The organism is Alkalibacillus silvisoli (genome assembly GCF_039521975.1).
GTDB lineage: Bacteria > Bacillota > Bacilli > Bacillales > Alkalibacillaceae > Alkalibacillus > Alkalibacillus silvisoli.
Map to the genome: position 1 here is coordinate 38267 of NZ_BAAACZ010000027.1, position 18859 is coordinate 57125.

An 18859-nucleotide genomic window follows, 5' to 3' on the forward strand; every position below is an offset into this window, starting at 1 on the left:
TGATGAGAAAGATTGTGATTGGAATAGTTGGTCCGAGTGATTCAGTTGAGAGATCATTAGAAGTGATTAAAGAAAATGAAGGGTTAGACGTTCGACCATTTACTTATAAAAATACCGAAGACGTGAACGACTTGATCAAAATGCATAATCATGAAGTCGACCAATGGCTTTTTACTGGTCCGGCGCCGTATGAGTTTGCGATGCAAGATGAACTAATTGATGAAGATCGCGGCGTCTATGCCAAACTTCATGGTTCAAGTCTTTTAAACATTTTATTAAAGGCTTTTGTTGATTATGGACGAGTTGTTCAACATGTCAGTCTCGATACGATTGGTGATGAGCAGTTAAAAGTCGAGCAGTTCAATGAAACTAATTTTCATAGAGTGAGTCAAAGAGAAGAGTATAGACCGACAGAAGAACTAGTTGAATTACACCGCCAAAAGTATGAGAGTGGTGAAACAGAAGTTGCGATTACATGTATTCACTCTGTCTATCAAAAATTAAAAGAGTTAGGTGTCCCTGTTTATCGTGTGGTGCCATCTGATCTATCAATTCAACTAGCATTTGACTATTTAAAGCAGCGAGCTTATATGCTTTCATATAGAAAGAAGCAGTTCGTTATTGTTGGGTTTGAAGTTTGCTATCCATCAACGATTGAAGAAGGCTTTGTTCCTTATCAAACTCAACATCGTGAGTTGGACTTACACCGTGTCATTTTGAAAGTGTCTGAAAAGATGAATGGTTCTTTTGTCAAAGTGGGCAATGGGAAGTACTTCATCTATACCACAAGGGGGGATGTGGATTTATTTATACAAGAGCAAACGATGGAAGAGATCGTCGAGCAAATGTTAGCCCAAAGTGAATTGAATGTCCGTGTTGGTATTGGTTATGGCCATACCGTGTTAGAGGCGGATGAACATTTACACATTGCTTTTGATTATGCTCGTAAGCGCGGTCATTATCACATTATTTTAGTAAATGAAGAAAAAGAAGTCATTGAATTAAAAGAAGAAGGTCGTCGTGTTGCAATGAGCCAACGTTTTTTAAGTGATGACTGGATTGAGAAATATAGTCATCTATCGATTAACCCAACGCAGCTTTCGAAAATTTATGCTCTTAAAAAACATTACGAGAAAGATGAAATTACGTCTTCAGAGCTTGCCCATTGGCTACAAAGCTCTGAACGTAACGCAAGGCGTATATTGCTAGATTTAGAGGGGGTAGGTCTTGCGAAAGTTATTGGGGAGGAATCAGGTAGAAGAGGTAGGCCGAAGAAAGTCTACCAACTGCAAAACCCAAAATAGATCAATAGGGGAGTGTGAACACATTGAGCAATGTGAACAAAGGGATCCTGAACAAAATAGAAAAATGGGGGAACAAATTACCGGATCCATTTTTTATATTCGTCTATTTGGCCGCCTTTGTCATGCTTCTATCATTAATTTTTAATATGATGGGAGCAACAGTTGAACACCCAGGTACAGGCGAGGAACTCGAGATTAAAAGCTTAATCTCAGGTGAAGGCTTGCAATATATTACGGGGTCGATGCTAGAGAACTTCACTGGCTTTGCTCCGTTAGGTTTAGTACTAGCCATGATGTTAGGTGTTGGTTTAGCTCAGAAGGTTGGCTTACTAGAGACAGCTATTAAAAAGTTTATTTTAAATGCGCCGCCAGCCTTGGTCACTTACGCTGTTATTTTCACAGGTATTTTTGGTAACTTAGCTTCAGATGCGGCTTTCGTATTAGTTCCACCGTTAGCGGCAATGGTATTCTACACAATTGGTAGACATCCACTTGCTGGTTTAGCAGCTGGTTTCGCTGGTACTGGTGCAGGTTTCACAGCAAACTTCTTAGTCGCTGGTACAGACGCGTTACTATCAGGAATTTCTACAGAAGCAGCAAGAGCCATTGACGATTCGATTGTCGTAACGCCAGTCGATAACTGGTATTTCATGATTGCATCAGTCTTAATCCTATCTGTAGTTGGTGCACAAATTACTGAACGTATTATTGAACCAAGATTAGGCACTTATAAAGGTGAGGTAGGAAAAACATTTGAGGATGTTACACCTTCAGAATCACGCGGTCTTCGTAATGCCGTCATCACTGGTTTAATTTACATTGGCTTATTAGCATTAGTTATTTTCTGGCCAGAATCACCGTTACGTAATGAAGATGGAGGTATGATTCCATCACCATTCTTAGATGGTATTATTCCGATTATCTTATTCTTCTTCATTAGTATGGCAGTGGCTTACGGTGTGACGGTTAAAGTAATTCAATCATCAAGCGACATTCCTAAATACATGGCTGAAGCGATGAAGGATATGTCAGGCTACATTGTCTTAATCTTCGCTGCTTCACAGTTTATTAGCTACTTCAATTGGAGTAACTTAGGAACTTGGGTTGCGGTTAACAGTGCTGATTTCTTAACAAGCATTGATATGACGGGCTTACCTGTTATTATCGGCTTCGTATTGCTTACAGCTGTCTTAAACATGATTATTTTCAGTGGTTCAGCACAGTGGGCACTAATGGCACCGATCTTCATTCCGATGTTCATGCTATTAGGATACGATCCAGCATTTGTACAAGCTGCATACCGTATCGCCGACTCATCAACGAACATTATTACACCACTTAACCCTTATATTTTAGTCGTACTAGCATTCATGCGCGAGTATGATAAGAAAGCAGGTATGGGTACATTGATTTCCTTAATGCTGCCTTACAGTATCATCTTCTTAAGCATTTGGATCGTACTACTAATCATTTTCGCACTAGCAGGAATCCCACTAGGACCTGGCGTGGAGATGTATATGTAAGATTGGTTGGTTGGTACTGATCGGAGAAAACAGCCCGCGTGGCTGTTTTTTTCTTTTTGAGTGTGATTGTGATTGGAAGCGGAGGAGGTCGCCTTATTGTGGAATTAAGCGATTTTTTTGATTTTTAAGCGAAATTATTAATAATTAAGCGAAACTCGGGATAATTGGACGAAATTCTCGATAATTAAAGCGAACGCTCAATTAATTAAGCGTTTGCTTAAATAAAGCCTTTGATTCGCAGAGTGCCTGTGGTTCCATTATTTGGATTATCAGCGATATTAGTATTCCGGCGAAATTCTCGATATTCCGGCGATTTTTTTAATATTCCGGCGAAAACGCCTTGGAATCCGGCGAACGCCGGATTAATTAAGCGCTTGCTTAATTGAACTGACTATCAGCGTACTGCCCTAGGTCGTCCGCTCTTACCAATCTACCGTTGTTTTCATAGATTATGTGAGAACTCGAGTGGAGGACTGGTGTTATGACGAGTGAAATGGTGTTTGTAAGTGGACTTATATTTTTCATGATTATCGTTTTATTATCCGATAGGTTTCAGGCGGAGTGGGTTATTTTTTCGACGCTCGTTGTGTTATTACTTTCGGGAGTGCTCGAGCCGCTTGAAGCAGCAAGAGGTTTCGTCAATGAAGGAGTTTGGACCATTGGGCTGTTGTTTGTCATTGCTGGAGTGATCGAAAGAAGCGGAGTGATGAAGCGGGTAGTGGGGAGGCTTTTGCGCGGAGTTGATGAGGGTTCGGTGAGAGATTTGGTCATTCGATTACTCGCACCTGCAGCTGGGGCTTCAAGCTTTTTGAACAACACACCGATTGTGGTTACTTTAGTTCCTGTTGTACGAAAGTGGTGTAAGCGCAACGGCGTGTCAGAAACGAAATTGTTAATTCCTCTGTCATACGTGACGATTTTAGGTGGAACCGTGACGTTGATCGGGACATCAACGAATCTTGTTGTTGATGGCCTACTGCGAGAAGCGGAGCTACAAGGGTTTGGATTTCTTCAACTAGCGATTGTAGGGGTGCCGATTACCATTGTAGGGCTTGTTTATGTCGCGTTGGTAGGTTGGCAGCTTTTGCCTGAAAAGAGAGTTGGGCGAAAACGTTGCAAGCGGAGAGGTCACCGGGGGAAAGTAGGTACAAGCCGTGGTAAAGAGTTGGACGGCTGGATCGCGTTAGGACTATTGGGTGTGGCGGTCGTTTTAGTCGCATTTGGGTTGGTGCCGATGTTGGTCGCCATTGCATCAGTTGTCGTGTTACTTTTAGTAGCGCATGTTTTGAAAGTAGGAGAAGTCATCCGAACGATCCCATGGCAAATTTTAATCCTCGTTTCGAGCGCGATTGGCGTAGGGCTGGCGCTGTCAAAATCCGGCTTGGCAGACTTGGTGGCGGTGCATGTTTTAGCAGTCGCGGCTCCACTAGGCACGTTCGCCGTCATTGTCGCGCTGTACCTTTTAACAAACCTATTTACCGAGCTGATGACGAACGTCGCCGCAGCCGTGCTCATGCTGCCAATCGGCTTAGAAATGGCGCAGGTAATCGGAGTCGATCCCATTGGCTTCGCCGTCGTCATCGCCATCGCCGCCTCCGCAAGCTTCGTCACCCCAATCGGCTACCAAACAAATCTAGTCGTCTACCAAGCGTGCGGCTACCGATTTACCGACTTCGTCCAAGTAGGGCTGCCGTTGAGCGTGGTCGTGATGCTAGTGACGAGTGGGGTGGTTTATTGGGTGGTGGTTTAGAGAGGAGGATGTTGATTTGACAAGGTTCGTGGCGGATCAATTTCTTCCATTATCTGTATTATCAGCGAAATTTTCAATAATCCGGCGAAAATTTAATTTTTCCGGCGAAAACACCTTGGAATTCGGCGAACGCCGATTTACGACAAAATAAATAACCGCTCCTGATGTGGGGGCGGTTATTTTAGAAGGTATTCACTTCCTTTTGTATCACCTTTCCTTTCAAACTTAGAAAGTAACCTTTTTGTAGTAGATTCAGATTGGATTTTCAAGAACGATCTAGCTTCATAATTAGTAATGTATTGCCGGTCATACAAAATCGCAAACTCTCTTAATGCTTGGAGATGTGCAGCCTTATCTCTGTGATTACATTTTGAGCAGTGCCAATTTCCGTGGATACGTTTCATAATCATTGATTTACATTGGGTGCACCAGACGCCTTTCTTAATTAAGTGGTCAGTTATGCCGTAATAGTTTATGAGGTTGTTGTTTTTAGGAGTGTGTCGGATTTTTAATGAATTCGCAATTGTATTAGCTTCTCGATTACTAATAAGAGGGGTTTGATTTTGAGATTGAATTTTATAGATGTAATTCGGAAGGTTCTGACTCGGGAAAATTTCAGTGGTGTTTTTATTGATATTTATGATTGATTTAGGGTGTGTGAAAGTGACGCACGTATAAATAGGTAAGAGGTCTAAGCTAAGTCGAGACAACAAGTGAGAGAGTTGGGATCTTTGGATGTTTGCTTGGATGAGTGGGTTTTGATATACCTCAATCTCATCTTCATTTTCCTGAATAAGTTGTCCGGCTTCATTAATTGAAAGTGTCCCTTTTAAATGTTTGGCTTCAATAATCAATATGAAGCTTTGCGTAATGAGCAATAAGTCAATTTGAAAGTAACTATCATTCCCTTTCGCTCGAAAACCGAATAGTAGAAAGTGATCTTTAAGATTAAGAAGTTTTATATAATAATGAAGTGATCGCTCGCCTAAATAACCAGCTAACTCTTTACCGAGGCGCTCTTGAATCGTCTGATAGATCCGGTCAATTCTTTTATAGCGGGGGACAAGAGCTTCGAGTTGTTCAAGCTCAGGTGGTTTACTGTGAGGGAGTATTATCATCGTTCAGTCTCCTTTCCTATTAGGGACACTTTTATTATACACTGGAATATACGTTCGTGTCTAGAGGTGTAGATCAGGATCATAATTCTATTACCATTAAATGGTTTATCAGCGATAATTATGATATTCCGGCGATTTTTTCAATAATCCGGCGAAAATTAATTTTTTCCGGCGAAATTGAAAGGGAATCCGACGAACGCCGAATTCCCATAATTATTAAGCATTAGATTCTAGATTAATAGATTAAATATTCTTCGCGTAGTTCTTTGAATTCGTCTAGGTCGTCTTGCCACTGTTCAATAATGGAATCGACTGACTCGCCGTTTTCGATGGCTTCTTGGACCCAGCCGTTACCGATTAGGTTGCCGAAAAATCCATCGGCACGGAATTCAAAGTCTTCTGGATACATGTCATGAATGGATTTGACGATGTGTAGGCCTGTTTCAATTGGTTTGTATGATCTTTGGTCTGTTACATGAATTTCAATGCCGTGTGATAGGTCACCTGCATGTTTTGAGAATGTTGGTGTAAATGATGCGGCTCTAAATGTAACGCCTGGTAGGTCTTGTTCATTTAAGTGAGCAGCTAAATCAGTAGAATCAATAAATGGTGCTCCTATTAGTTCAAATGGCTTCGTTGTCCCGCGGCCTTCTGAGACGTTCGTTCCTTCGATTAATGCGGCACCTGGATAGACGACTGCTGTGTCTAATGTTGGCATGTTAGGTGAAGGTAAGACGAATTCTAAGTCTGTGTCATCATAATACATATAGCGTTTCCAGCTATCCATTTCGACTACTGTTAAATCAGCGCCAATTTCAAATTCTTCATTAAAAAGGTTAGCTAATTCACCGACTGTCATGCCGTGACGGAGTGGTATTTCATATTCACCAACGAAAGATGAATAGTCATCATCTAAAACTGGACCAGCTACATCAAGTCCGTTAATTGGGTTAGGGCGATCTAACACAACAAACTCTACATCATTCTCCTCGGCAGCTTCCATAGCAAAGGCCATTGTGTAAATGTAAGTGTAGAAGCGTGTTCCCACATCTTGAATATCAAATAAAAGTACGTCAATATCATCTAACATTTCTGGAGTTGGTTTTCTGGTTTCACCGTATAAGCTATAGACAGGAAGCCCTGTTTCTTCATCAATGTAATATTCAACGTATTCACCAGCTTGTGCATCACCACGGACACCGTGTTCTGGTCCGTATAACGCTGTTAAATTTACATCTGGGTCATTAAATAATGTATCGACAATGCTGTTTAACTCAGGGTCAACACCAGTTGGGTTTGTAATGAGTCCAACATTTTTCCCTTCAATTAAGTCCTTTTGTTCATCTAAAAGGACTTCAACTCCAATTTCTAGTTGTTTGGCGTGTCCTTTTTTATTGCCTTGTCCGTTGCCTGGGTCTGCCATTGTGACTGATACCGTAGTTAAAACCAGAACTAATGCAGCAAAGCCGATTAGCCATTTTTTCATAATCTAAATTCCTCCTTAGATAATGTTATATAAACAGGAAGTCCCTGTTTAATTTAATAATTCAACCCGTGACCGAATTCATATAAAATATCATCATCAATAGTCGGGATTGTAACTGGGAGTGTTCCAGTTGGTTCATTGTCACCGAAAATTGTAGCAGCTGTTGCATCAAAACTTGCACGATTAAAGCCGTATTGAGCTAAGTAAGCATCAACTGTCGGGTAAGCCATAATGTCATATGGATTACGAATGCCAACTGCAATAACTGGAGCTTCAGTCAGATCGCCAAGTGAATTGATTAACTCCATGTTTGGATTGTCTGGTGAACGGCCAGCTACATCAAATGTGTGTGAACCAGCAATGATAACTTCTCCTTCTGCAATGGTTTCTAATTGTTCATCTGTTAAATCGCCTGATGATTGAATGACAGTCACATCATCGTGATAAGCTGAAATCGCACTACCAAGGTCGTTAATGTAGGTGTCTCCTAAAACGACCACTTCACCATCTAAGTCTTGTGGCAATGGTAATACGTCTTCGTTTTTAACGAGTGTGATCGAATGTTCTGCAGCTTCTTGTTCAATTTGCTGATGCTCATCAGAACCAACGACCTCTAAAGCGTTAGCCACTTTATCTTCAATGGGTTCAGGATTTTCTTGTTTAATAATACCGCGTTCAAGCTTTAACGTTAAAATGCGTTCAACTGACGCTTCAATTCGCTCTTCAGAAATTTCACCTTCTTCAATTGCATCTAGTAAACCATCAGCAACTTCTTCTAGTCCGACTGGCATTAACACAATGTCACTGCCAGCTTGAACCGCTCGAATAGCTGCATCGACTGGGCCGAAATGGTCAGTAATCGCGTTCATGTTCATCGCATCTGTAGTAATCACACCTTCATAGCCCATATCATCGCGCATTAATTCAGTTAAAACTTTGTAAGATAATGTTGCAGGTAGTATAACTTCTTCACCAGTCGCCTTAGAAATAACAGTTGTATCATCGATTTGTGGGAACGTGACATGTGCAGTCATAATCATATCCATTCCAGCTTCCATCCCTTTTTGAAAGGGGTAAAGTTCAACTTCTTCAAGACGTTCGCGGTCGTGTGGGACTTCAGGTAAGCCTAAGTGGGAATCAACATCTGTATCACCATGACCTGGGAAATGCTTGGCTGTAGCGGCAACACCTGTTGATTGTAGTCCTTCTGTATAAGCAATTCCAAGATCAGCGACTAAGTCTGGATCTTCACCAAACGACCTTACACCAATCACTGGGTTGTCAGGGTTGTTATTCACATCCATAACAGGGGCAAAGTTTGTGTTAATTCCAAGAGAACCAATTTCACGGCCAATAGCTTGTCCAACATTGTAAGAGATCTCCTCAGACCTTGTTGCACCTAATGCCATGTTTCCAGGGAAGTCCGTACCTGATTGAAGACGCGTCACTATACCGCCTTCTTGGTCAATTGTCATCATTAATCCAAACTTTTCTGAAGCGTCTTGATAATCTCTAACGAGGCGTGCAGTTTGCTCAGTGTCTTGTACATTCTCAGCAAATAAAATCACGCCACCTAAATGATAGTCTTTCACAAGCTCTTCAATCTCTGGAAGCATTTCCGTTACAGCCTCACCATCCCAATTACGAAAGTCAGGCATCAGCATTTGACCAAGTTTTTCTTCAATCGTTAACTCATTTAATGCATGTTGAACTAAGTCATAACGCTCACCCTTCTCCTTAACGAGCGTCACTTCTGATTCTGGTTTGCCAGGGCTGTTATCACTTGGATTTACTTTATAATCAACAGCGATCCTGTCTTCATAATCACCATTCGTTACACTAATAAATGTACGACCGTTTTGTCCTGACAGTGTTACCTGTCCGTTGTTATCAACTTCTGCTACATTTTTATTAGAAGATGCCCATTCAAGGTCATGAGCAGTTTCGGTAAAATACCCTTCTTCATATACATTTAAAGCCGTAAGCTGAAATTGTTCAGAATCTGGGCTGCTATCTACTTCAGGGACGTTTTCAAGTAATATGAGATCTTGTGCCTGATCACCCTCTTCAGCTGACAATTGCTCGTTAGGTAAGCCAACTAAAATGTGTGAAAAAACAAATGTCACTGCAATAACTGACATCAACAATTTACGAGAATGTCTCATTAAAGCACCACCTTATCTTTTTTAATATGACCTTTTAATCCAATTATTACTTGTCCAATTTAGGTCAATTGAGTCACCATAATTTGAAAATAATTGCGGATTGCCAATATACCAGCCACGACCGTTAACGGTAGCGTCGGTTTCATAAGTGAAGCGGATTTTTTGAGCTGTTTTAGGTATGTCTACTTCAACTTTGTGCCAATCTTCATTTCCGGTAAAAGGTTCATGAATAGAAGTCCACTCATTTCCATCTTCTGAAATTTCGATAAGACCAAGATCATCGCCTTCCTCTATCCGGTGCCACGTATCAAATGAAAGAGTAGCATGATCGACAAGGTCGATTTCAGCAGTTAATTGTTTTTCAGCATGATCACCATAGCCTGAGAACCATGCTGCACCACTTGGAATAGAGACTGGAATGGCATCAGCGACTTGTTGAGCAAAGGCACGTCTTGCCACATGAGTCGAAGGTGTTTCACGTGTTGGGTGGACTCGATTCGTTAAAAGAATTGCAATCGTATCGTTTTCTTGATTAACAACTAATGATGTTCCTGTAAAACCAGTATGTCCAAAGGTTGTTTCATCTGACAGTGCTCCCATAAAGGAACCACGCTCAAACTCAAATCCAAGTCCTTGATCTGTTAATTCAGGGATTTGGCTATCAAGCATTAAATCGACTGTTTCTTCTTGGACAATTTGTTTACCACCATATCTACCACCATTTAAGAACATATGTGCAAACTTACCTAAGTCCTCAGCAGTTGAAAATAGCCCAGCATGACCAGCGACTCCATCTAATCCCCATGCATTTTCATCATGTACTTCGCCCCACACAAGACCGCGGTCAACTAATGGTTGATATTCAGTTGCGGCAATTCTAGGTTTTAAGTGTTCAGGAGGGTTGTACATCGTATCATTCAGCTTGAGTGGTTTGGTAATTGCCCGCTCAACATATTCATCTAAACGCTCTCCAGTAAGCCGCTCGATTAGCCCACCAAGTGTAATCATGTTTAAATCGCTATACGTATAGGATGTACCTGGTTCTGAGGTAAGCTCATGTTCATAAACGATTTGCATGCGTTCTTCTCGATTTTCACCTTGTGAATGTAGAGGGATCCATGCTGGAAAGCCAGATGTGTGCGTCATCAATTGTCGAATGGTTACCTCATCTTTCTCATTAACGGAGAATTCAGGGATGTATTTTGCTACAGGATCATCAAGGTCAAAGTAACCTTTATCATATAAAGTCATCGCTGCAGTTGTTGTAAACAATTTGCTTAAAGAGGCTAAATCATAGATTGTATCTGTTTCTGTTGGAATGGGTTGGTCAGTTTCAGTCAATTGATCATCTTCATATTGGTAACTGTAACCATAGGCTTCATGCTGAACAATGTGCCCCTTTCTTGCGACAAATGTTACGGCACCTGGCATGACACCTTCATCCACCATACCTTCTATGACGTCATCAATTTGGTTTAATGGCTCCTCAACCATTCCAGCCCCTATGGTTGAACCTGGGTGTAGTACTGGCGAAGTTGGTCCTGGTTCATCCCAGGTGAAATTTTGTGGAATTGGTCCGTCTGTAGCTAGACTGTTGGTAGGTAAAGCTAATGGAACTAAAAGAGCAGCAGTTAACACTAAGGACAAAGATTTACTTTTCGTTCTTATTTCTACCACTTAGTTACCTCCTATAGATTCTATGCTTTTTACGATGAAAGGACCTAGAAGTTATTAAAGGAAGATCTTAGGTGAAGGGATTAATTTGAAGCGCTTACATAAATGAGTGTGCGTGCCTAAGTGCGCCCGCCCGTAAAATTTTATTTCACCACCTTTTATTAATAGTGAACTTAAAATTCAGAATAAGATTAACATTCAGATAATTACCTGTCAAATTACTATTTTTCGAGGTGAATGACCACTTGATAGACAATAGTCCCAATAAAATAATAGAATTTAACAAGTTTTGATAGGAATATTTAGGTAAAAAGGTAATCTAAATCATTTAAAGTGGAGGAGAAAGTCGTTAGGTAGGATTAAAGTCTTAATTTTAAGATGAAAGGATTGTCATAGGGATGAAAGAGGTGAATGCTCCTTAAATAGGGGGGAGGTTCGAACTGGCTGCTAGCTTGAGTTTTAGTAAATGAGCGAAAATCTGGATATAAGAGCGAACCCTCTCAATTAACGGACGAACGCTCAATTCCACTACCATCCTCCCTTAAAAGAGCGATAATTTTACTAGATTAATAAAAAATCGCCTGATTATTGTTGAATCAGGCGAATTTCATGATAATCAGGCGAAATTCTCAATAATCAGGCGAATTTCACGATAATCAGGCGAACGCCTAATTAATCGGGCGTTCGCCTGAATCCACTTTATAGACTACTAATTATACTCCAAACGTCTGCTAGATAAATTCTAAACATGATGTAGATGATTAAATTAGTAAGTCCGAAAGTTAGTAAACTTAAGTAGATCGCCATATGATGTTTATGGCTTTGAAGTAGGTGGAAGAAGCTTGCTATGGCTGGAATGAAGGTGACGAAGATGAGTAATCCCATACTAGAAAGCGTTAGTGTAAATAGTGTAGATGAGCTTAAGCCCGTTAATACAGATAACATCGTCAAAATAGAAAAGGGTACAGCAAGTGTTCCATATTGTGTAGTTGCTTGTTTTAACGTTAAATCGACATCACCAATTTTTAAAACTGTTATGAATGCGACTAACCCAGATGCTAGAACGACTAGTGAAGCGGCTACTAGTTGACTGATTAATTGAAAGGCATTCGCATCAACTATAGTTCCTTGAGCATTAATTAATAAGTAGATACCTAGAGCTAGAGAGATTGACAATATAAAAAGTGTCACAATGGCATTAGCATAATGAGCTTCTGATTGTTTGAATGCATGAGTTGGATTTTTTAAAGTACTCTTGTAGTATTCACTATATTTTTTCATGTAAATGCCTAGTGCAGATGGTTGAGCTACTTGTTGCCGACTTCTGGATAGAGGGGGTTGTTTGACTTGAATAACTTGTTGTCCACCATTCACTAAAGCATTCCCACAGTTTTCACAGAAATTCCCGCCACCTTGTTGATTGTAGCAAATGCTACAGGTAAAAGCTCCCACAAAATCTCCTCCTTATATAAGCTGTTGAATTCACACTAACCTCTAGGAATTTCATAACCAAACTCTTCATCTAACATTTCATAAATATCTTCTCTAAGTTCAGATGCAGCTTGTTCAATTGCATTGATGTGATCTTCTCTTCTTTGGTCTGCTTCATCATGTACTAATTCTTCAATCTTTGGCTTAAAGTATTCCATAATTTCTTCACGCTCTGACTGTACAACACTCATCATATCCGTATGTTGCTTTTGACCTCTTTGTTGATAAATTTCTTCATAATGATCCATTAGAATATTTTTAATCTGCTCATCTTGATTACTTAAAGCGTCGGCAAAATAATTGCTACCACTAGCGAAAACTGTAATACTACCACCTAAAATCAGTCCAATTGTTAAAGACAATAAGACCTTTTTCATAAATATTCACCCCTTTAACTAGCACTAACATTAACACCTATTATTCACCTAGATGGGTCCATCATTTCATAGGTACAGTGAAGCTTATCCATTCTAATATATTAACGGTTTACCTAAAGTATTACTTGTACATAAAAAAAGAACTAAACAGACTAATCCGTTTAGTTCCTTCTATATAATAGTGGCTGTACAATTTTACCTTCTATTAAAGGACGCATCCATTTAACCGTTTTACTCGAACCTAGAAAAAACGTAATGATTGCACTATAGACGAGAATTAATGCATAATCCCAAAACGTCGACAACGCATCATAAAGGTAAAGCTCGTACATCGTTTCGATCACCACACCATGTAAAATATAGATATACGCAGTTCGCTTACCGAGTTCTGTAAAAAATGTCTCGCGTGTAGGGACGAATGCTAGAAAAGCAAAGCCTATTATTAGAGATAAACCATAAATGGCTAAACGATAAAATCCAGCATACCACTTTTCATAACCGAGTCCTGCATAGGGTGTATATCCAAATAGCCATTGTAATGACTCATTAAGTGACAATACTTGTTCGAACATGATATATACGAGTACAAAAGTTGCCACTGCTGCTAATTTCATAAATCTTTTTTTCACCCATTTTAAATGCTCTAAGTTCATGTAATAACCAAGCAAGAAAAACGGGAAAAAGACGAACGTACGGTGAATAGACAAGTAATGGCCTAAATCTGAAATATAGCCAATCCCAACACCTAAAATAATCGCAATTAGAAGCGGGTATTTAATCTTAGTAAATACAAAAAGCATTAAATTCCAAAAGAATAAACTCAACAAAAACCACAACGTGTATTGCGGTGATAGTAAATATAACTCGAACGTTGGATCATTATATAAAAAGTAATAGTACATTCCGAAAACAACCTGGAAAATAAAATACGGAACGAGCAACTTCATCGTAATCTTCTTAATATAGCCTTTTTTCATAAACCCTTTACTGAGAAAGCCAGTTAATAGAATCAAAGCTGGCATGCGAAATAAGCCGAGAATATGATTGATTTCGTTAATGACTGGATGATCCCCACGAATCGGCACGAAGAAATGCCCGAGTACGACTAGAAAAACAAGCAAAAATCGTGCATTGTCAATAAACGGATCACGTGAATTCTTAACTTCTGCCATACTCTCCCAACTCTCTAACAACGATTCCCCATTCGAGCATTGTAAGATAAAATCTAGCAAAAATCTGTATCAAATCTATTAAAAATTGTTACGAGAGAGTTACACAGTGGTAGGGATTAAACGAAAATTTGGATATGAGCGAAAATTGAGATAAATGAGCGAACGCTCGATTAATAGATGCGAGCGCTGATATATGTATCCAAGCGCTGATAAAAATCTCTGAGCGCTAATAATAGAACGTGAGAGTTGATCGCTAGGCGTTCGTTTATTAAAATGGTAGAATCTATATTTGCTTCCAGTCACGAAGTTTTGTAGAGTGGAAGAATCATACATAGAAACAGGTGGCTAATAATGGTTAAGATTTACATCATGTTATTCCTTGTCATGTTAATGTGGGGTCTAAATTTGTCTGCGCTAAAAGTGTTAGTCGATGCGATTGATCCGATATTGTTGACGTCTTTTCGTGTGTTTACTGCTGGTGTTGCAGTGTTAATTATATGTTATGTGATGGGAATTTTCAGGCTACCGTATAAATCGGAGTGGCTCATCATGTTATATATTGGGACGTTTAATGTTGTGCTGCATCATTCTTTTATTGCGGTTGGTCTAGAAAGGACATCAGGTGTTAATGCATCGTTAATATTAGGGTTGATGCCGCTCGCTACTGTTATGATGGCTGTTATTTTCTTAAAGCAGCGGGTTAATTTTTTAAGAACACTCGGCTTTATATTAGGTTTTGTTGGCGTTGCGATGACGGCGTTAACTGGAGATGATGGGTTAGGAGCGATTTCTTTAGGCGATGGGTTAGTTTTTATTGGTGTTGTCGTACAAGGTTTTAGCTTTGTACTGATTAGTAAGCTTAACGCGTCGTTTGATCCACGGTTAATCACAGGATATATTATGGTGTTTGGCTCAGTTTTTATATTTGTATTGAGTCAAATTTTCGGTGCTTCAGTTAGTGAAATGACGCGTGTTTTTGATTGGCATTTAGGTGCAGTCTTCTTGTTTAGCGCTATTTTAGCAACGGCATTTGGTCATATGACGTATAATTTCGCGATAAAGAAGGTGGGTCCAGCTGAATCAGCGATCTTTATTAATTTAAATACGTTATTTGCAATTATTGGGGCAGCTATTTTTCTTAATGAGGTCGTAACTATTCAACATATGATTGGATTTGTGTTTATTTTAGTTGGTATTTTCTTAGGAACAGGTGCAATAGAGCATAAGTTATTAAAAAGAAGAGGAACGCTATAAAATTCGTGGTTGGTATGACGCCAATCTCCGAGGGAGTCTACGCATTTTGATTCCGCTAAGTAACTGCTTAACTAACATGTATTACCTTTTCACAACACTTCATCCCCTTTAATTTTACTAGAGAGTTTTTGTCTAAAAAATTTCAATTTTCTATTGTAAAACGCTTTCATTTATAATACACTCTTACTAAATCGATTTACTAAATCGGTTTATCAAAATCATATGAGAGGTCCCAAAATGGTCAGTAAAAACAGAACAGTCACAATTAAAGATGTTGCTGAAGAGGCTGGAGTATCTAAAAGTACTGTATCGCAGTATTTAAATAATCGTTATGAATATATGGGGTTGGAAACGAGAGAGAGAATCGCTGAGGCGGTGGATGAGTTAGGCTATCAACCCAATATAGTAGCTCGATCTCTTAAACAGAAGACTTCTACTACGATCGGTGTGATTGTCGCCAATATTTCTCATGAGTTTTCAACGCAAATCGTTCGCTCCATTGAAGAATATTGTAATGAATCTAACTTTCACATCATTGTGTGTAATGCCGAAGATGACCCGGAAAAGGAAAAGAAGTATATAGAGATGCTTCGAGCTAAACAAGTCGATGGTATTATTGTTTTTCCAACAAGTATGAACATTAGCTTATATCAGAGTTTGAACTTAGAGGATTATCCTATGGTGTTCATTGACCGTTATGTACCAGATGTTAAAACTAGTTCAATAATGTTGGATAATAAGAAGGCATCTCATTTGGCGGTTAGGGAGTTTGTTGAAAGAGGTTATAAGAAGATTGGGATTGTGACTAATTCGACTGAAAATAATGTCACACCAAGAATTGAAAGAATAGAAGGTTTCATTGAAGCTGCTAGAGTGAATGGACTCATTGTAAAAAATGATTTCATCAAAGGTGTAGAAATAGAAGCCATTCAAGCTGAGTTAGAAAAGATGCTGTTTCGACCTGACCCACCTGAGGCGCTACTAGCTGGAAATGATTTAACTTTATTTGAAATTTTAAAGTTTGTTAAAGAACACAAGATGGAAATTCCTAAAGATTTAGCTGTGATCGGTATTGATGATGTGTCATTTGCATCAATTTATGATCCTGAATTAACGACAATTGGACAGCCGACATCTGAAATGGGGAAAAAGGCTGCTGAGTTGTTATTAAAACGTATTAAAGGTGATGAAGTTGCTTTTCAAGATATTTATCGCTTTGAGCCATTTATTAAAAGACGTTCATCATGTTAGCTAAGGTGGGGTGATTATATGGAGGAAATTTTGCAAACGGTTACAGAAGAAGTGACGTCTGTCGTTGGACAAGTAGATCATCAAGAAGTAGCGAATTTAGCAGAAATAATTGCTTCTTCTAATAGAATTTTTATAGCAGGTACGGGACGTTCTGGTCTTGCGGGTAAAATGTTTGCTATGAGGTTAATGCACATTGGTTATGATTCGTATGTTGTTGGGGAAACGATCACGCCTAGTATTTCAGAAGATGACGTGCTTATTCTCATTTCTGGATCAGGTGAAACGAATACGCTTGTGAATTTTGCAAGTAAAGCGAGTGAGGTCAACACGTCAGTTCATTTAATAACGACTAACCCGACTTCAACAATTGGGAAGGTTAGTAAAGGTGTTGTAAAAATCCCAGCAGTTACGAAAAAGATGTTGGAAAATAGGAACACGATTCAGCCATTAGGTAGTCAATTTGATCAAGCAGCACATCTCATATTAGATAGTGTGATTGTTTATTTGATGAATCACTTTATAGATTCAAAAGATACTAAAACATTAAACAAAAAGCACGCTAATTTAGAGTAAGAAGGTGGGTTTTTAATGGTTAGTGTGTATGATTTGAAACAAAATCCAATTGTATCCGTGATTAGGAATGCTACAGAAGATAATATTTTAAAGACAGTTCAAGCATTGAAAGACGGTGGGATTAACGCTGTTGAGTTAACAGCAGAAACTAAAGGGATCACTAGAATTATAGAAAAAGTTGCCAATGAATTTGAAAGTGATGTATTAGTTGGAGCGGGAACTGTATTAGATGGAGAAACGGCTAAAGAAGTCATATCAGCTGGTGCTGAGTTTGTCGTATCACCTACTTTGAATACAGAAACAATTAAAATGACTAAAAGGTACGGGAAACTATCAATTCCAGGAGCATTTACACCAACTGAGATTTTAACAGCTTATGAACATGGTGCTGACATGGTTAAAGTATTTCCTGCAGGTACACTTGGTCCGAATTTCATTAAAAATTTGAAAGGACCGTTACCACAAATTCCGCTAATGGTTACAGGTGGTATAAATCTAGAGAATATGAATGAATATTTTGAATGTGGAAGTGAAATCGTTGGGATTGGAAGTGAGTTGGTGAATTCCAATCTACTAAATGGTGAAGGCGGTTTCACAGAACTTAAGAAAAGAGCGATGTTATTTACTAGCCAATTGAAAGGTTAGTTATAATAAATATTATTACAAAAGGGGTTTTAAGCATGAAAAGGTTTCTTTTATTATTAGTAGCTATGCTAGTAATGGGAATTCTAGCAGCTTGTGGTGATGATACAGAAGAAGGTTCAAGTGGAGAAGATGGCGAAGATTCGATTAACATTGTTGCAGCTCACAACCAGACTGACCCAGAGAACCCTTATCAAGACGGTTTATTAGCTTTTGAAGAAGTAGCTGAAGAGGAATCAAACGGTCAAATTGAAGTTGAGGTGCATGCGGGTACAATTGGTACTGAAGAATCTCAATTAGTAGAAAGATTGCAAACAGGTGGTGCGGACGTTGTACTTGTATCGCCAGGTTTCATGACTTCTACTGGTATTGAAGAAGTTAACTTATTTGCATTCCCTTATTTATTTGATAGTTATGATCATTGGGAAAGTGTTGTAACGGGGGATGTTGGTGATCAGATGGCAGACATTATTAATGAAGAATCAGGTAATGACTTTAAGTTATTAGGTTACTGGACAGCTGGTGTTCGCCACTACTATGGTAATGAACCTTTAAATTCAATGGATGATTTGGAAGGTAAGACAATTCGTACACAAACATCAGGTGTTGTATCGGATTTTTGGGAAAGAGCTGGTGCTATCCCAACAGACATTGCATGGGGCGAGTTATATCAAGGGCTTCAGCAGAATGTAGTTGAATCATCTGAAAACGCTTACCCATACTTCGTGCAACAAGATCACCATAGAACGCCGAATGGCGAATATATTACAGAGACTGGGCATGATTATACGACTCGTTTTCTATTGATTAATGGCCAAGAGTTCGATAATTACACTGAAGAGCAACAAGAAGTGATTTTGAAAGCTGCAGAAGCATCTGTTGAAGCAGAGTGGGATGCACTTTATGAGCAAGAAGAAGAGTATAGAGAAAAAGCGCTAGAAGAAGGTGCAGAAATTAATGATATTGACCGTCAACCATTTATCGATTTAGCTGAACCACTTCAAGATGAATATGCTGCTGATTATGGTGTAGAAGATCTATTAGAGCAAATCAGAGAAGCAAGATAATTTTAATTTGAA

15 protein-coding genes are annotated in these 18859 nt (G+C 39.2%); 8 read left to right on the forward strand and 7 right to left on the reverse strand.

The window, feature by feature from the left end; all coding sequences use genetic code 11:
- The first annotated feature begins 2 nt into the window (after positions 1–2).
- The 3 genes from ABDZ63_RS13665 to ABDZ63_RS13675 all read left to right on the forward strand — a co-directional run bounded on the left by ABDZ63_RS13665 (position 3) and on the right by ABDZ63_RS13675 (position 4577).
- Positions 3–1304: a helix-turn-helix domain-containing protein gene (locus tag ABDZ63_RS13665; protein WP_343784387.1), complete on the forward strand. Its 1302-nt coding sequence runs from the start codon at positions 3–5 to the stop codon at positions 1302–1304.
- A gap of 23 nt (positions 1305–1327) precedes the next feature.
- Positions 1328–2827, forward strand: coding sequence for an AbgT family transporter (locus ABDZ63_RS13670; protein WP_343784389.1), 1500 nt, complete (start codon positions 1328–1330; stop codon positions 2825–2827).
- 481 nt (positions 2828–3308) lie between these two features.
- The gene (locus tag ABDZ63_RS13675; RefSeq protein ID WP_343784391.1) at positions 3309–4577 is read left to right on the forward strand and encodes an SLC13 family permease; all 1269 of its coding nucleotides are present in this window, start codon (positions 3309–3311) and stop codon (positions 4575–4577) included.
- A gap of 176 nt (positions 4578–4753) precedes the next feature.
- Here the strand turns inward: ABDZ63_RS13675 and ABDZ63_RS13680 are convergent, their stop codons facing one another.
- From ABDZ63_RS13680 to ABDZ63_RS13710, 7 genes are all read right to left on the reverse strand, one after another.
- Positions 4754–5695, reverse strand: coding sequence for a nuclease-related domain-containing protein (locus ABDZ63_RS13680; RefSeq protein ID WP_343784393.1), 942 nt, complete (start codon positions 5693–5695; stop codon positions 4754–4756).
- A 235-nt stretch (positions 5696–5930) separates the two neighbouring features.
- Positions 5931–7181, reverse strand: coding sequence for an exo-beta-N-acetylmuramidase NamZ domain-containing protein (locus ABDZ63_RS13685; protein WP_343784394.1), 1251 nt, complete (start codon positions 7179–7181; stop codon positions 5931–5933).
- Positions 7182–7234: 53 nt separating this feature from the next.
- Complete coding sequence (locus tag ABDZ63_RS13690) at positions 7235–9346, reverse strand: glycoside hydrolase family 3 N-terminal domain-containing protein (RefSeq protein WP_343784396.1); 2112 nt, start codon at positions 9344–9346, stop codon at positions 7235–7237.
- A gap of 21 nt (positions 9347–9367) precedes the next feature.
- The gene (locus tag ABDZ63_RS13695) at positions 9368–11023 is read right to left on the reverse strand and encodes a serine hydrolase domain-containing protein (protein ID WP_343784398.1); all 1656 of its coding nucleotides are present in this window, start codon (positions 11021–11023) and stop codon (positions 9368–9370) included.
- A gap of 696 nt (positions 11024–11719) precedes the next feature.
- Positions 11720–12472, reverse strand: a complete 753-nt coding sequence (locus ABDZ63_RS13700) for a hypothetical protein (RefSeq protein ID WP_343784400.1) — start codon at positions 12470–12472, stop codon at positions 11720–11722.
- A gap of 35 nt (positions 12473–12507) precedes the next feature.
- Positions 12508–12888, reverse strand: coding sequence for a hypothetical protein (locus ABDZ63_RS13705; protein WP_343784402.1), 381 nt, complete (start codon positions 12886–12888; stop codon positions 12508–12510).
- Between the two features lie 161 nt (positions 12889–13049).
- Positions 13050–14060 (reverse strand): acyltransferase family protein, encoded by a 1011-nt coding sequence (locus ABDZ63_RS13710; protein WP_343784404.1) that lies wholly within the window; start codon positions 14058–14060, stop codon positions 13050–13052.
- 351 nt (positions 14061–14411) lie between these two features.
- Here ABDZ63_RS13710 and ABDZ63_RS13715 point away from each other — a divergent pair, with 351 nt between their 5' ends.
- The 5 genes from ABDZ63_RS13715 to ABDZ63_RS13735 all read left to right on the forward strand — a co-directional run bounded on the left by ABDZ63_RS13715 (position 14412) and on the right by ABDZ63_RS13735 (position 18847).
- The gene (locus tag ABDZ63_RS13715; RefSeq protein ID WP_343784406.1) at positions 14412–15314 is read left to right on the forward strand and encodes a DMT family transporter; all 903 of its coding nucleotides are present in this window, start codon (positions 14412–14414) and stop codon (positions 15312–15314) included.
- Between the two features lie 237 nt (positions 15315–15551).
- The gene (locus tag ABDZ63_RS13720; protein WP_343784408.1) at positions 15552–16565 is read left to right on the forward strand and encodes a LacI family DNA-binding transcriptional regulator; all 1014 of its coding nucleotides are present in this window, start codon (positions 15552–15554) and stop codon (positions 16563–16565) included.
- Positions 16566–16583: 18 nt separating this feature from the next.
- Positions 16584–17138: a 6-phospho-3-hexuloisomerase gene (gene hxlB, locus ABDZ63_RS13725; RefSeq protein WP_343784410.1), complete on the forward strand. Its 555-nt coding sequence runs from the start codon at positions 16584–16586 to the stop codon at positions 17136–17138.
- 15 nt (positions 17139–17153) lie between these two features.
- On the forward strand, positions 17154–17783 hold the full coding sequence (locus ABDZ63_RS13730; RefSeq protein WP_343784411.1) for a bifunctional 4-hydroxy-2-oxoglutarate aldolase/2-dehydro-3-deoxy-phosphogluconate aldolase: 630 nt from the start codon (positions 17154–17156) through the stop codon (positions 17781–17783).
- Between the two features lie 35 nt (positions 17784–17818).
- Entirely contained in the window at positions 17819–18847 is a 1029-nt protein-coding gene (locus ABDZ63_RS13735) for a TRAP transporter substrate-binding protein (RefSeq protein WP_343784413.1), read from the forward strand.
- Positions 18848–18859: the final 12 nt, after the last annotated feature.